Below are 14,180 nucleotides of genomic sequence, written 5' to 3' on the forward strand. Positions count from 1 at the left end.
GTGAGCCCAGCTCGGCTCAGGCGGCGAGTGCTCCCGTGGCGGCTGCGATGCCGAGCAGCACCACGGCGAGCAGCGGGAAGCTGCCCTGGACGGCGCCGGCGCGCAGCTTCGTGCGGTCGCTCGTGACGAGGACGAGCGCGGCGAGCAGCATGGAGCCCGCTCCGGCGAAGATCAGCGTCGCGCCGACCACGCTGAGGCCGGCGATCGCGAGGATGACGCCGAGGCCGGCGATGATCGCGAGGAAGAGGTTGTAGAACCCCTGGTTGTAGGCCATCGACTTGGTCGTCTCGGCGACCTCGAGGGAGGGGATGCCGAACGTCTTCCTCGTCGATTCCGCCGTCCAGCGGACGGACTCGAGGATGAAGATGTAGACGTGGACAAGCGCCGCGAGGGCGGCGAAGACGAGGGCGGCGATAAGCATGTCAGCTCCAGGATCGGTGTATTCTGCAACGAACGTTACAGTATCGGAGGCCACATGGCACGCACGATGAGCTTCGACCGCCAGGACGTCATCGCCGGCGCACGCACCCTCTTCTGGCGCCAGGGCTACGACTCCGCATCGACGAGCGACATCGAGGCCGCCACCGGACTGAGCCGATCGAGCATCTACAACACCTTCGGCAGCAAGCGCGGCCTCTTCGACGCCTCCGTGCAGAGCTACCTGGACGACGTCGTGCACCCGCTGCTCGCGCCGCTGCTCGCGGACCCGACACCAGCATCCGCGCTCGACGACTACCTCGCTCGCCTCTCAGCTGCCGTCGCAGCCCAAGGGCGCCGCGACGACGTCCGAGGCTGCCTCCTGCTCGCGACGGCCTCCAGCTCACTCTCCGAAGACCGGGAGATTCGCGCCTCGATCACCGACTACCGAGCGACGCTCGAGCGCGCGATCTCGCGGGGCACCCGCGCGCTCGACCTCACTGAGCACACGGCCACACTCATGACCGCGGCCGTCGTCGGCGCCCTGACGATCGCGCGCGTCGATGGAGATGCCGCACGCGACGCACTCGAGGCTGCTCGCCAGCTCCTTCGAGCCTGAGTTTCATCAACCGAAAGGTTGACAAGTGCTCTCGCGCGACACACACTGGTTTCATCAACCACACGGTTGACGAACCCAGCCGAGGAGCTATGACCACCGACGCGCTCTCCCCCGTCTTCGCGGCGCTCGCCGACCCGACGAGACGCGACATCGTCGCGAGGCTCGCCAGCGGCGACGCGACCGTCGGAGAGCTCGCAGCTCCCTACGAAGTCTCGGTGCAGGCGATCTCGAAGCACCTGCGCGTCCTGGAGGACTCGGGCCTCGTCACCCGTACGAGCAGCGCGGTCCGCGCACCCCGGCACCTCGAAGCGGAGGTCCTCAGCCTCATGATCGCGTGGATCGAGCGCTACCAGGCCGCCGCGGAGGCGCGGTTCCGCCGACTCGACGCGCTGCTCGAGACCCTGCCGGACGACACCACGCAGCACCCAGCACCAGAACCAGCGAAAGGAACCACATCATGAGCACCACATCAGCCAACGACACCGCCGTCACGGTTGGCGAAGACGTGCCGAACGTCTCCGTCGTCCGCGAGTTCGAGGCCACCCCGGACCGCGTGTTCCGCGCATTCGTCGACCCCGACCTCTTCACGAAGTGGGTCGGCCCGCACGAGGTGTCGACGAACATCGACCACTGGAACGCGGCCACGGGAGGCGCCTACCGCTGGGTGAATCTCAAGGACGGCGAGGAGATCGCGACCTTCTACGGCTCGTTCCACGAGGTCCGGGAGAACGAGCGCATCGTGCAGACGCAGACCTTCGAGATGATCCCGGACGGCGTGCTCCTCGAGACCATCGTGTTCGAGGCGCTCGAGGGAGGCCGCACGCGAGTGACGAGCACGAGCCTGCTCGAGTCGTTCGAGATGCGCGACGGGCTCGTCGCGAGCGGCATGGAGCACGGCGTGCGAGAGGGGTACGAGAAGCTCGACGCCCTCCTCGCGCTCTGAGCCGCCCCGCGTCGGCGACGCTCCACACTGCGGACCCCGCCCCGCCACGCCACGCCATCTGTGGCCAACTCCCGTGACGAAAACCCCGAAACCCGGCAACGAGCACCGAATCCGGGACGTTCGTCACGCGAGTTGGTCAGGCGAACGGATGGGGCGCTGAGCGGACGGGCGGGTGGCTGAGCCGAGCGGCTGCTGGGCGGGCAGCCGGATGCCGCCCACCCATCCCGCGAGGCCGCGAGGCCGCGAGGCCGCGAGGCCGCGAGGCCCCAGGCCGCCAGGCCCCAGGCCGCGAGACCGCGAGGCCGCCAGGCCGCCAGGCCCCCGGCCGCGAGACCGCGCGGGTCAGGCCGCCATCGCGACTCGAGGCAGCCGGTCGAAGAGCTTGTCGAAGACAGCCAACCGGTCGAACTGGAGCGCGTAGTCGCGCGCCTGGACGGCAAGCAGCCGCCGCTCGGCGGCACTGGTCTCGAGCACCGCCGTGTTGAGCGCGTCCGCGATCGACGATGGACTGTTGACGGGCACGATGAGCGCGTGGTCCCCCACGGCCTCCCCGACGCCGCCGGTGACGGTCGTGATGACCGGCCCGCCGCCTGCGAGCATCTTCTCGGCGAGCGCGATGCCGAAGGTCTCGATGAACTCGGGGCGCGGCTTCGTGGGCAGCACGAACGCCGCGCATCCGGCCATCAGGAAGGGCTTTTCGGCGTCTCCCACGTCCTCGAGGAAGTGGATGCGGTCGGCCAGCGGTGACGCGGCACCGATCGCCTTCAGCTCCTCAGCCTGCGGCCCTCGTCCCGCGATGACGAGCTGGATCTCGGGGTCGTCGGCGACGCGGGACTGCTCGAAGCCCGCGATGAGGTCTTCGACGCCCTTCGCCTCGGTCAGCCTCGACAGGAACATGACATAGCCGTCGCGCTTGAGCCCGCGAGCTTCTACGGCGGCGGTGATGTCGGCGTCGGCGAGGTCGACGTACGCGCTCGAGTCGATGGCCGGGTAGGAGATGTCGATGCGCTCCTGGCACTGGGGCGCGTATCGGGTGCCGTGCTGCGCGTCCACCTTGGCGGCCTCCCCCACGATGAGGTCGCGCGTGTACTCGGAGACGGCGACGCACACGTCCTGGGACAAGTACGCCGAGAGGATATGGGCTGCCGCGCCGAGGCGGCCGTCCTCGACGGCGTGCTTGACGACGTTGGTGACGTCGGAGCCGACGGCCTCGGCGATGGTGGTGACGTTGACGGGCAGGCCCGTCGAACGGGCGACGGTGAGCGCCTCCGCGACGGCGAGCGTGTGCGGGCTGAGGTAGAGCGACATGCAGACGGTCGGCACCCCGTCCGTGAAGAGCTCGACGAGGCGCCCGACGAGCCCCGCGAGGTAGCGGCCGTCTGGGACCTTGTAGTCGCCGACGGGCGCGGGGCGGTCGACGAAGATGCCGTCGCTGTAGGGCATGACCGTCTCGAGGGGCTTGAGCGGCAGCCCTGCCGCTTGCAGGCGCTCGATGGGCCACGTGACGATGCGCACCTCGTCGAAGCCGCGCAGGCGTGCGGCCTCCGCCAGGTTGCGGGCCTCGACGGAGTGCCCGCAGATGACTGGATCGGCGCGGACGACGATCACGAGGCGGTTCTGGATCTTGTTCATGAGGGTCCTCCCGGGTTTGGTGTCGCCGGCTGGCCGTCGACGAGGGGTGGGGTGGCGGGGATGGATGCTGCGGGTGAGGTGGGTGCGGCTGGTGGGGCGGATGCTGGGGCTGGGAACGACGACGGCAGGTCCTGTTCGCGGGTGCCCCAGTCGCTCGGCTCGGGCCCGAGCTCCAGGTGCAGCTCCTGCGCCGCCATGAGCTCGCTGGGCGACAGCCAGCTCCTGCTGAGCGGCCTGCCGTCGAGGTGGGCGCTCTGCACGTACTGGACTGGGCCGCCGTGGGCGGGTTCTCGGAACCCTGTCGTCGTGATGCGGAAGCGCTCCCCGTAGACCGCGAGCGACGACTCGGCGAACGCGGGCGCGTTGATGAGGAAGCTCGCCTGTCCTGCCACGGGGAACAGCCCGAGCGAGGCCCAGACGTACCAGGAGCTGAGGCCGCCCGAGTCGTCGTTGCCTGGCAGGCCGCCTCGGCCCGTCGCGTACTGCTGGGTGATGATGGCGTGCACGATCTCCGCGGTCCGGTCCGGTCGTCCGGCGTAGTGGTACGCCCATGGCGCCTCCATGTCCGGTTCGTTGTTGAGGCCTTCGAAGCGTCCGAGGGCGTAGCCGGCCGCGAGTTCCTCGATGCCGGGCGAGCGGCCGGGCTGCACGACCGGCTGGGCGCCGTAGCCGAAGAACTCGTCGAGTTGCGCGACGAAGCCCTCCGGCCCGCCGCTCAGCTGCATCCGCCCCGCCATGTCGTGGAGGATCCGGAACGAGTAGTTGTGCTTGGAGCCCTCGTAGAAGTTGGAGTCGACGAGCAGGCCCGTGGCCGGGTCGAACGCGCCCCGCCACTGTCCTGCGCGCTTCTCGAGCTGCTGGACGAGCTGGAGGTCGCCGACGCGAGCCGCGACGCGGGCCGTGCACCAGTACCCGAACGCGAGGTCGAGGGTGTGCGTGATGGGATGCGCGACGCCGCGCAGCAGGAACTCCTCGCCGTAGGTGCGCCGCAGGTCATCGGCCATGTGCACAAGCGCCCAGTCCCAGTCGATGCCGGGCAGCCCGAGCTGGCAGAGGTCGGCGAGGAAGGTGTGCGCGAGCGCGCTGCCCTGTCGGGAGAAGCGGTCGCTGCCCTTGGCCATGCGGTAGCCGATCGGGAAGTTGCCTTCCTCCTCGCAGATGGTGAGGAGGGCGTTGGCGAGCTCGACGGCCTTGTCCGGGCGCAGCGCGGTGAGCAGGGGAAGCTGGGTGCGGTAGATGTCCCACATCGTCGACAGGTCGAAGACGAAGGGTCCGTCGCTTGGCCAGAAGGGGCTCTCGTTGAGCGCGAAGGAGGGCTTGACGAACGAGTGGTACATGGCCGTCGAGAAGACCGTCTCGCGCTCGGTCGAGCCCGTCTCGACCTGGACCTCGTCGAGCAGCTCCTGCCAGGCGCGCCCGGTTTCGGCGAGTCGGTCCGAGAACCTGCCCTCCCCGTCGCCGCAGTCGTCCCTGAGGTTCTGCTCGGCCTGCTCGACCCCGCGCAGGGAGAAGCCGATGCGCACCTCGACGACCTGGCCCTCCTCGCTCGGGCCCGCCCACATGAGGCCGAACGGCCGCAGCGTCGTTGGGCGGATGTGGTCGAAGTCGAGGCGCGTGCCGCCCGGCATGAGGCGCCGATCGTGCCACAGCATCTGGCGCCACTGGGGAGTGTCGCACTCGATGTGCACGGCGAGCGGGGCGCCCTCCGCCACGATCTCTCCCGTCGCGACGCCGGGCCTGACGGTCTCGAGGTGGGCCCGCAGCGGGACGGTGGCCCCGTAGGGGATGGCGAGGCCGCCGAGCGAGAAGTCGACGACGACCCTGGCGCTCGAGTGCTTCGGGAACGTGTATCGGTGCACGGCGCTCTTGGGACCCACGGTGATCTCGGCGCGGATGCCGTTGCCGAGCGTCGCCGCGTAGTAGCCGGGTGCGGCGTCCTCGTCGTCGAGCGACCAGGTGCGCCCGAGCACGTCGAGCGGCTCGATCATGGGCGTGACGCGGAAGTAGTTGTAGTACTTGCGGATCGCCCCGGTGCCCGATTGCTGGAAGTGCGTGAATCCCGAGGCGAGCGTGCCGTCGTAGATCGTCTCGGGGATGCCCTCGAGGCTGAGGTCGTAACGGCCGTATCCGGTCGGGTACGCGCCAGAGTAGGCGCAGGCCGAGACCATCCCGAGTGGGTAGGTGGCGCCCGGATGCGTGTTGCCGATCTGCGGCTTCGGCCACCACCAGGTCGCGGCGAGGCCCGTCTGCGTCGGCAGCGCGGTGGGCTCTGTGCCGATGAACGGGTCTACGCGGGTGGTCATGCTGTGAGCCTGGACGGGCCCTGCTACGGGAGTGTGGACGTCACGTTACGTTCACGCGTCGGGAGACTGTGCACGCCCTGGGTCGCGCACGCGAGCTCGCGGGGCGAGCGTGGGCACGGCGACGGCGCGCGCGTCCCTCACACCAGCGGGCGGTCGCGGCGGATGCGCCAGCGCACGTCGGCCAGCAGCAGCCGGTACACGAGGCCGGAGGCGGCGAGCGGGAGCACGCGTTCGATGCGCACGAAGACGGCGCGCTGCCGCCGGAACCACGTCTCGTCGGCCGGCGTCCACCTGACGCGGAGCGCGCGCCGGAACTCGGGCGGCAGGAAGCCGACCGTGAGACGCTGATGCCAGGCCCGCATCCGCTCGGGAAGCACCGCCGCGGCAAATTCGAGCCTGGCGATGTCGAGCAGGTAGCTTCGCACCTCGTCGTCGATGCGCAGCTTCGTGAGCTCGCCGCGCCAGTACTCCTCGAAAGCGGCGGTGCTGCCCGGCCACGCGCTCGGCGGCATCTGCAGGGTGGTTCCGAAGACGCGCCCTTCGAGCAGGAAACGCTCCGCGGATGCACCGGCCTGTGGGCCTTCGACGAGCTCGAGCACGTCGCGGGAGCCCACGAACAGGCATGCCGCGACCCAGCGCTGCAGGTCGACGCGGAGGGCCGAGTACTCCTCGGTGGCTCGCGGGTCACGGTCGGAGCGTACTTGCGCGTGCTGCCGCGTGACCGCCCTGCGGTACGCACGGCGCTCCTCCACGGTGCCGAGGACGGCCACGGCAAGGTAGCTCAGGGTCGTCCTGGTGCGCTTGATTGGGTGCGCGTCGAGGCGCCCACTCGTGACGCGGCTGTGCGCGACCCCCTGACCGACGGCGGGGTTGGAGAGCTGCATGATGACGTTCGCGGCCCCCATGGCCAGGGCGAGCAGGCGTGAGCTGCGTGGGAGCTCGACGCACACGAGGTCATCGATGGAGGCGGCGGTCCACGTCTCCATCAGTCACTCCCCCGCTCGGGGGCTGCTGAAAAGGTCACGCGTCGTGAGAGGTCAGGCTCTTCGCGATGGCCTTCAGCTCGGTGCTGCTGCAGCCGGCGAGCGGCGATGCGCGCTTGAGCGCTGCGATCGCGAGCTTGCGCACCCGCTTGCCCTCGGTGGTCAGCGTCAGCACCCGCGAGCGTCGGTCATGCTCGCTCTCCCGGCGCTCGACGAGGCCGCGATCGACGAGGCGGTCGGAGACGAAGGTGAGGTTCGAGGCGTTGCAGTGCAGCTTGGTCGCGAGCTCTTTCATCGCGGGAGGCTGCGCGTCCGGATCGATCGCCCAGAGCGCCTGCGCGGTCGGGAAGGTGAGCCCGAGCGCTTCGAGTTCCCGCTCAGCAGCCACATTGGTGCTCTGCGCGGTTTCGTAGACGGCACGCATCGCCCGTTCCAGCGAATCCATATTCAGTACCTTACGCCACGGAAATATTTCAGCAATCGAAGCGTTGTACTCTGAGTCTCGAAACGTTCGAGGCTTGAAGGAGTGTGACGATGAAGACCTTCGCCATCACCGGTGCCACGCAGGGTGTCGGCTACTTCGCCGCGGAAGAGCTCGCACGCCGCGGCCACCACGTCGTGCTGCTCGGGCGCAGCATCGAGAAACTCAACACGGCCCTGATCTCCATCACCGAGCAGGTGCCGGATGCGAGCACGAGCCGCATCGTCCTCAACCTCACGTCGAGCGAGTCGATCGCGAGCGCGGCCGCTTCGCTGAGCTCCCGCGAGCGCCTCGACGGGGTGCTGCTGAACGCCGCGCACATGGCTCCGGGAACGCAGCGCGAGCACGATGCGGCCGGTCGCGAGCTCACGATGTCGACCAACCACCTCGGCCACTTCGAGTTCACGGCTCAGCTCATGGATGCGCTGGTCGCCCCGAAGCCCGCAGCCCACGGCGATGCGGCGGAGATCAGCCGGGTTGTGGCCGTCGGCAGCCTCGCCACCCGCATCTACCCGTTCGACCTCGAGGACTGGCAGAGCACGCACCTGTACGAGCCGCGCCGCGCCTACGCCGCGTCGAAGCACGCGCTCGAGATGTTCACGTTCGAGCTCGACCGTCGCCTGCGAGCAGCCGGCGCCCCCGCGGAGGCGCTGGTCGTCGACCCGGGCATCCCCGTCAACGGGGCAACCCCAGTGCGCACGGGCGTGAACGAGCCGACCGCCTGGCAGCGCTTCGCGTCGCGCCTCGCCGGACCATTCGCGCACGGGAAGCATCGCGCTGCGGCTATCGCCGTGCACGCGCTGACGAGCGACACGGTCGCCGGTGGCGACTACCTCGGCCCGGCGCGCACCGTGCGCGGCGCCCCCGTGAAGCTGGACAAGCCGACCACGCAGCGCGACCGCGAGCGGGCCGAGCGCCTGTGGCAGCTGAGCGAGGAATCGACCTCAGCGACGTTTCGCCTGAGCGAGACGGTCGCCTGAGCCTGAGCGAGGCGGTCACCTCGGCCTGAGCGGGACGTTCGCCAAGAAGAGCACGACAGTTCACACGATCATGGCGTCGCCGGTCCGGGCGAGGTGCTCCCGCAGCGTGAGCTCCGGCTCGCTCCGGCGCGCCCGCTGGTAGGCGGAGAACTGCACCTGTTGGCGGAGGGTCGTGCCGAGGCGGATGCTCGTGGCCCGCGATCGCTCGGCGTCTCTGAGCTGCAGGGCGTGCATGAGCACCTCGTTGGCTCGATCTCCAGGCACGAACACGACCCCGTCCTCGTCGCCGAAGACGACGTCGCGCGTGCGCACGGTGTGCTCCCCGAACTCCGCGGACGAGAACGTGCTGCGCCGACGCTCGTCGAGGCGCGCGGGACCTGCGGGCAGCGAACCCAGGCTGAACACCGGGAACCCTGCGCGGCGAACCTCGCGCGTGTCCCGATGCAGTCCCCAGATGGCGATGCCCGCGAGCCCTGCCGCCTTCGCCTCGAGCACGATGAGGCCGCCGACGCAGCTCTCGTCGGTGCGGCCCTGGTTGTCGACGACCAGCACGTCGCCGGGGTGCGCCCGATCCATGGCCTCGAGGAGGACGTCGACGCTGCCGAAGTGGCGAACGGGAAGGCAGCGTCCCGCGAGCCGCGGCGCGTCCTCCGACACGGGCCTCACCGCCGCGGGCCCGCAGCGCGCGGCTACCCCGGCCCGCACGCTCCCGTCGGCGACGTGCGCGGTCGAAAGCCCCGTCGCACCGGTCCACAATTGCGCGATCTCCTGCACAGACGACTCCCCTGAACCTCACTCGAGCACTCGTCGCCGAGTGCCTGAACGCCCCCACGTTCGGCGAGATCACGATACGACATCCGGAGTTGTGAAACACTCTCCACATGGACGCGCATGAGATTCGCAATGCCTACCTCGACTACCAGGAGCGACTCGGGCACGTCAGGATCGACAGAGCCCCGCTGATCCCCCGCGGGGACGGGTCGACGCTCTTCACCGGGAGCGGCATGCAGGCCCTTCTCCCCTACCTTCTCGGCGAAGACCACCCCGCCGGAACGCGCCTCACCGACAGCCAGCCCTGCGTGCGCGCGCAGGACATCGAGGACGTCGGCGACAACCGCCACACGACGTTCTTCGAGATGCTCGGCAACTGGAGCCTCGGCGACTACTTCAAGGCCGAGCAGATCCCCGCGTTCCTGTCGTTCCTCGTCGACGAGGTCGGCATCGACCCGAACCGTCTCTACGTGACCGCGTTCATCGGCGACGAGGCCGCGGGCATCCCGCGGGACGACGAGGCCGCCCGCATCTGGCAGGCGGCCTTCGCAGAGCGCGGCATCGAAGCCGGCATCGTCGAGATGGGGAGCCAGGCGGACGGCGACGCTCGCGGCGTGAACCCCGGCGAGCGCATCTTCTTCTACGACGGCGGCGAGAACTGGTGGTCGCGTGGCGGATCGCTCGAGGCGACCCCCATCGGAGACCCCTGCGGCCCCGACAGCGAGGTCTTCTACGACTTCGGACCGGAGAACCACGACCCCTCATACGGTCGCGCGCACCCGGCGAGCGACAGCGGCCAGTTCATGGAGATCGGCAATCAGGTCTTCATGCAGTACCGGCGCGTCGAAGACGGCTCCTTCGTCGAGCTCGAACGACGCAACGTCGACTTCGGCGGTGGGCTCGAGCGCATCGCCGCGGCCGCTATCCACTCCCCCGACGTGTTCCGGATCTCGCTCCTGCGCCCGATCGTCGAGCAGATCGAGCAGCTGAGCGGCAAGAGCTACGAAGAGCACACGCTCTCGATGCGCATCATCGCCGACCACCTGCGCGGGGCGACGTTCCTGGCGGTCGACGGGGTCGTGCCGTCGAACAAGGAGCAGGGGTACGTCATGCGCCGCCTCGTACGTCGCGCGATCCGCGAGGCCCTCATCCTCGGGATCTCCGAGAACTTCTTCGCGGAGCTCGTGCCGACGATCGCCGACCTCTACGTGGATGACTACCCGGAGGTGCGCGAGCGTCGCGAGGACGTCGTCGCGGTGCTCGTCAAGGAGGAGCGCTCGTTCCGCCGCACCCTCAAGGGCGGCCTCAAGGCGCTCGCCGCGTACAAGGGGTCGACGCTCACCGGCGCCGACGTGTTCCTGCTCTCCGACACGCACGGGTTCCCGCGTGAGCTGAGCGTCGAGGAAGCCAGACGACAGGGCATTGACGTCGATGTGGCCTGGGAGGCGGAGTTCCTGGAAGCCCTCGAGGAGCAGCGGGCCCGCTCACGCGGAGCCACGAAGCTCGGCGCGGCTGGACTCCCGCACCAGGAGCCTCAGGCCCCCAAGGGCCAGGGATGATGTTCCGCTGGCGTCGCAGAGCTCGGACGGCTTCCACGAGTCAGCAGACGAAGCCCAAGAAGAAGACGGGGCTGCCTCCGGTCATTTTCCCTGAGCTCTCCGAGGCCATCGACGACGGCCTGCTGCTGGCGATGCGCATCGTTCGACTCGACGTGAAGAACTCGATCATCAAGCGGACCGTCGGCGAGAAGGTGCCGTTCGCTGCCGCCGACTATCGCGAGGCGGCGAACGCCTCGCTCGACCGGGTGCTCAAGGAGCTGCGGTACTCGGCGGAGCGCGTGGCCGGGGTTCGGGACCGCGCGCGACCAGGCAGATCGCTGAGCGCCCACGACTACCGGCACGCGGACATCGAGACGCTGAGCTTCCGCGAGCGGGCCTCGCAGGCGGTGAGCGAGCGCATCGAAGCGGACCGCGAGGACGAGGCGTTCATCGACGGGCTCATCGAGCAGGCGCGAGCTGACGCGTGGACCGAGATCTCAGCGCACATCGAGCACGAGCTGCTCGACCCGTGGTCGAAGGGCAGCCCGCGGATGCAGCTGCCGACCTCGCCAGAGGACGACCCGGAACGCGCCGATCGCTTCGACGACCTCGAGAAGGAGCTGCGGAAGCTCGCGCGCGAGGCGAAGATTCAGGAGCGACGCGAGTCCAAGCAGCGCGACCGCTCCTGACCTTGCTCCCCCGGCGCTGCGGGCAGACGCTCTCGGCCGTCGGCGTCCGCACGCCGCTACTTGGCGAGGATCGTGTAGAGCGCCTTGCGGGCGTCGTCCAGGACCTTGGTGGCCTCCTGCTGCTGCTCCTCGGTCGCACCGAGGCGGAACTGCTGCATGACGCCCATGAACTGCATGGCGGATTCGCGCAGGCCGCTCGCGGACTCTGACATCCCGGCGACGCCGCGCCAGCCCTGCTCGAGCTCCTCGGCGTGCTCGGCCACGTAGGTGCGGCCCGATTCGCTCAGCTCGAAGACCGGCTTCTTCTCAGTGCCGCCCTGCTCGATGAGGTCTTCGTCGACGAGCTGCTGCAGTGTCGGGTAGACGGAGCCGGGGCTTGGGCGCCAGACGCCGTCGGTCTTCTCCGCGATGCCCTTGATGAGGCCGTAGCCGTTGGAGGGGCCTTCCGCGAGGAGGGAGAGGATGGCGGCGCGGACGTCGCCCTTGCCTGCCCGGCGGTGGCCGCGTGGGCCGAACTTCGGGCCGAAGCCTGGACCGTGACCGGCCCCCGGACCGAATCCTGGGCCGAATCCTCGTCCAGGGCCGAATCCGTGCGAGAAGCGACGGACGCGCTCGTCCTGTGCGGCCTCGTGGCCGAACCCGTGGCCCTGCTCGTGGGAGCGGCCTCGCTCTGCGTCGAACGGGTGGTGGTTGTGGGTGAAGTGCTTTCGCATGGTGAACCTTTCTGCCGGAGCTGCACCGTGCAACTCCGATAGCTCGACGATATATCGGAGAAGAGTCGCTGTCAAGCGATATATCGGAGAATGTTCGAGAGGTTCGGGAAGCGCTCAGGCACGCGCGTCGCGGCGCCTCCGGAGCTCGGGCATGACGCACTCGCTGAGCAACGGCGCGAGATCGGCCAGGTCAGCTCCAGGGGCCGGATACGCATCCACCCAGCGCAGCTCCGCGATCTCGGCGCGAGCCCGTGGCGTCCCGCTCAGCTCTGCCAGGTAGACCGTGCCGATGAGGCCGGTCGCCACCTCGTTCGCGGCCGCGGTCGTCCACTCCCCGAGGAGCGTCACGTCGGCGTCGTCGAGCACGATCCCCACCTCCTCCTCGATCTCGCGAAGAGCCGCCGCCTTCGGCGACTCCCCCGGCTCGAGCTTCCCGCCGGGGAGCATGAACTTCGTCGTCCCGCGTTTGCGGACCGTGAGCACCTGCCCCTCGGGATCCTCGAAGCAGATGGCGGCGACAGTCAACACAGAAGCGGGCACGCACCAAGGATAGGTGCGTGCCCGCTGGCGCCGAAAGGAGGCGTCGCCGTTCCTGCCGCTACTGCCCGAGCTTGCCCACCGTGACCCGGACCGTCTGCTCCTGGCCGCCGCGCATGAGCACGGCTTCGACCTGCGTTCCCGGCTCGAGGGCACGGATCTGGGCCGTCAGGTCCGTCGAGCTGGAGACTCGGTGCCCACCGAACGAGGTGATCACGTCACCGGCCTGGATGCCGGCCTGCGCCGCGGGGCCCCCTGCGGTGAGCTGCGTCACGTAAGCCCCGGCCATGCTCGAGTCGGCCGCGGTCGGGTCGCTGACGCTCGCTCCGAGGAATCCGTGCGAGACGGCGCCGCTCGAGATGAGCTGCTCCGCCACCCGCTTCACGAGGTTCGAGGGCAGCGAGAAGCCGACGCCGATGTTGCCGGATGCGCTGCCGCTGCTGCTGCCGGCGCCAGCAATCGCCACGTTGATGCCGATAAGGGCACCGTCCTGGTTGACCAGCGCGCCACCCGAGTTGCCCGGGTTGATGGCGGCATCGGTCTGGATGACCGGGAGGGCGACGGAGGACGAGCCCTGGGTGCTCGTCTGACCCTCGGACGAGTTCGGGTCGCCGCGCCAGAAGTTGTACGGGCTGTCTTCCTGGGTGCCGTCAGACTGGACCTCCTCCGGAACCGCGGAGGAGCTGACGAGGATGCCACGGTCGAGCGCGCTCACGACGCCCTCGGTCACCGAGTCGGAGAGCCCGAGCGGAGCGCCGATGGCCACGGCGACATCGCCCACATTGAGCGAGTCGGAGTCGGCGAACGTGATGGGGGTCAGCGACGTGTCCTCGACCTTGATGATCGCGAGATCGAGCACGGGGTCGCCGGCGACGAGGGTCGCAGGCAGCAGGCGGCCGTCGCTCGTCTGGACCGAGAGCTCGGCGTTGCCGGTTGCGCCGTCGATCGTCGCGACGTGGTTGTTCGTGACGATGTACCCGGAGCCGTCGACGACGACACCGGAGCCGCTCGCCCCCGTCTGACCGGAGGATGCGGAGATCGTGACGACGCTCGGCGAGGCCACCGCGGCGATGCTCGTCACGAGTGTCGCGTCCTGCGGGTTGTTGACCGTGATCGACTGCGAGCTGGACGAGCCCGCGGCCACCTGGGACGAGCCGAAGCCGCCGACGACGGCTCCGCCAACGCCGCCACCGACGACGCCGCCGACAAGGAGGCCCGCGGTGAGGAGCGCGACCGTGCCGAAGCGGCGCTTGCGGGGCTTCGGCGCCTGCGCCGTTGCCGGCGACCCTGCCGGGCCGAAGCTGTTCGACGGGTACTCGGCGCCCGCGTAGTCCGGGGTCGAGTACTGGGGCGCCGAGTAGTCCTGGTACTGGGGCGCCTGGTAGCCGGCCGGCGCGTACTGGCCGGGCTGGTACGGGCCGGAGGAGTACTGCGGCGCGAAGGCGTGCGACTGCGAGGACGAGGAGGGCTGCTGAGCGGAGGACTCGAGGTGCGGCTTGGCGCCGTCCTGCGGGTTCGTTTCCGGGAAGGAGGGGGTGGACATGTGTGGTTCCTTTCGACACCACTGAGCATCC

15 protein-coding genes are annotated in these 14,180 nt (G+C 69.5%); 6 read left to right on the forward strand and 9 right to left on the reverse strand.

Annotated features, from left to right (window positions below):
• Nucleotides 1-16 precede the first annotated feature (16 nt).
• Nucleotides 17-421 (reverse strand): DUF1304 domain-containing protein, encoded by a 405-nt coding sequence (locus C5E05_RS14265; RefSeq protein ID WP_104342287.1) that lies wholly within the window; start codon nucleotides 419-421, stop codon nucleotides 17-19.
• A 54-nt stretch (nucleotides 422-475) separates the two neighbouring features.
• On the opposite strand from C5E05_RS14265, the gene C5E05_RS14270 reads away from it, so the two are divergent.
• The 3 genes from C5E05_RS14270 (at nucleotide 476) to C5E05_RS14280 (ending at nucleotide 1,979) form a co-directional block, all read left to right on the forward strand.
• Nucleotides 476-1,036 carry a TetR/AcrR family transcriptional regulator gene (locus C5E05_RS14270; protein WP_104342288.1) on the forward strand — a complete coding sequence of 187 codons (561 nt, stop codon included), beginning with the start codon at nucleotides 476-478 and terminating at the stop codon, nucleotides 1,034-1,036.
• A gap of 89 nt (nucleotides 1,037-1,125) precedes the next feature.
• Complete coding sequence (locus C5E05_RS14275; RefSeq protein ID WP_104342289.1) at nucleotides 1,126-1,497, forward strand: helix-turn-helix transcriptional regulator; 372 nt, start codon at nucleotides 1,126-1,128, stop codon at nucleotides 1,495-1,497.
• Nucleotides 1,494-1,979 (forward strand): SRPBCC family protein, encoded by a 486-nt coding sequence (locus C5E05_RS14280; RefSeq protein ID WP_104299223.1) that lies wholly within the window; start codon nucleotides 1,494-1,496, stop codon nucleotides 1,977-1,979. The genes C5E05_RS14275 and C5E05_RS14280 overlap by 4 nt, the downstream gene beginning before the upstream one ends.
• Before the next feature lie 342 nt (nucleotides 1,980-2,321).
• On the opposite strand, the gene C5E05_RS14285 is transcribed toward C5E05_RS14280, so the two are convergent.
• From C5E05_RS14285 to C5E05_RS14300, 4 genes are all read right to left on the reverse strand, one after another.
• The gene (locus C5E05_RS14285; RefSeq protein WP_104242239.1) at nucleotides 2,322-3,611 is read right to left on the reverse strand and encodes a glycosyltransferase; all 1,290 of its coding nucleotides are present in this window, start codon (nucleotides 3,609-3,611) and stop codon (nucleotides 2,322-2,324) included.
• Nucleotides 3,608-5,914 (reverse strand): glycoside hydrolase domain-containing protein, encoded by a 2,307-nt coding sequence (locus tag C5E05_RS14290; RefSeq protein ID WP_104342290.1) that lies wholly within the window; start codon nucleotides 5,912-5,914, stop codon nucleotides 3,608-3,610. The genes C5E05_RS14285 and C5E05_RS14290 overlap by 4 nt, the downstream gene beginning before the upstream one ends.
• A 137-nt stretch (nucleotides 5,915-6,051) precedes the next feature.
• A complete protein-coding gene (locus tag C5E05_RS14295; RefSeq protein ID WP_104342291.1) occupies nucleotides 6,052-6,900 on the reverse strand; it encodes an oxygenase MpaB family protein in 849 nt (282 codons plus the stop codon).
• A gap of 34 nt (nucleotides 6,901-6,934) precedes the next feature.
• The gene (locus C5E05_RS14300; RefSeq protein WP_104242245.1) at nucleotides 6,935-7,342 is read right to left on the reverse strand and encodes a MarR family winged helix-turn-helix transcriptional regulator; all 408 of its coding nucleotides are present in this window, start codon (nucleotides 7,340-7,342) and stop codon (nucleotides 6,935-6,937) included.
• An 89-nt stretch (nucleotides 7,343-7,431) separates the two neighbouring features.
• Here C5E05_RS14300 and C5E05_RS14305 point away from each other — a divergent pair, with 89 nt between their 5' ends.
• Nucleotides 7,432-8,358, forward strand: coding sequence for an SDR family NAD(P)-dependent oxidoreductase (locus tag C5E05_RS14305; RefSeq protein ID WP_104342292.1), 927 nt, complete (start codon nucleotides 7,432-7,434; stop codon nucleotides 8,356-8,358).
• Nucleotides 8,359-8,418: 60 nt separating this feature from the next.
• Here the strand turns inward: C5E05_RS14305 and C5E05_RS14310 are convergent, their stop codons facing one another.
• Nucleotides 8,419-9,132 carry an RraA family protein gene (locus C5E05_RS14310; RefSeq protein WP_219819542.1) on the reverse strand — a complete coding sequence of 238 codons (714 nt, stop codon included), beginning with the start codon at nucleotides 9,130-9,132 and terminating at the stop codon, nucleotides 8,419-8,421.
• A 107-nt stretch (nucleotides 9,133-9,239) separates the two neighbouring features.
• On the opposite strand from C5E05_RS14310, the gene C5E05_RS14315 reads away from it, so the two are divergent.
• Together C5E05_RS14315 and C5E05_RS14320 are read left to right on the forward strand one after the other, a co-directional pair.
• Nucleotides 9,240-10,688 carry an alanine--tRNA ligase-related protein gene (locus tag C5E05_RS14315; protein ID WP_104342293.1) on the forward strand — a complete coding sequence of 483 codons (1,449 nt, stop codon included), beginning with the start codon at nucleotides 9,240-9,242 and terminating at the stop codon, nucleotides 10,686-10,688.
• Entirely contained in the window at nucleotides 10,685-11,356 is a 672-nt protein-coding gene (locus C5E05_RS14320) for a hypothetical protein (protein WP_104308685.1), read from the forward strand. Before C5E05_RS14315 ends, C5E05_RS14320 begins: the two co-directional genes overlap by 4 nt.
• A gap of 56 nt (nucleotides 11,357-11,412) precedes the next feature.
• On the opposite strand, the gene C5E05_RS14325 is transcribed toward C5E05_RS14320, so the two are convergent.
• The 3 genes from C5E05_RS14325 to C5E05_RS14335 all read right to left on the reverse strand — a co-directional run bounded on the left by C5E05_RS14325 (nucleotide 11,413) and on the right by C5E05_RS14335 (nucleotide 14,149).
• Nucleotides 11,413-12,069, reverse strand: coding sequence for a PadR family transcriptional regulator (locus tag C5E05_RS14325; RefSeq protein ID WP_104242253.1), 657 nt, complete (start codon nucleotides 12,067-12,069; stop codon nucleotides 11,413-11,415).
• Between the two features lie 114 nt (nucleotides 12,070-12,183).
• Nucleotides 12,184-12,609, reverse strand: a complete 426-nt coding sequence (locus C5E05_RS14330) for an NUDIX domain-containing protein (protein ID WP_219819543.1) — start codon at nucleotides 12,607-12,609, stop codon at nucleotides 12,184-12,186.
• Nucleotides 12,610-12,667: 58 nt separating this feature from the next.
• Nucleotides 12,668-14,149 (reverse strand): S1C family serine protease, encoded by a 1,482-nt coding sequence (locus C5E05_RS14335; RefSeq protein WP_104342295.1) that lies wholly within the window; start codon nucleotides 14,147-14,149, stop codon nucleotides 12,668-12,670.
• Nucleotides 14,150-14,180: the final 31 nt, after the last annotated feature.

The organism is Pseudoclavibacter sp. AY1H1 (assembly GCF_002931055.1).
Classification (GTDB): Bacteria; Actinomycetota; Actinomycetes; order Actinomycetales; family Microbacteriaceae; genus Pseudoclavibacter.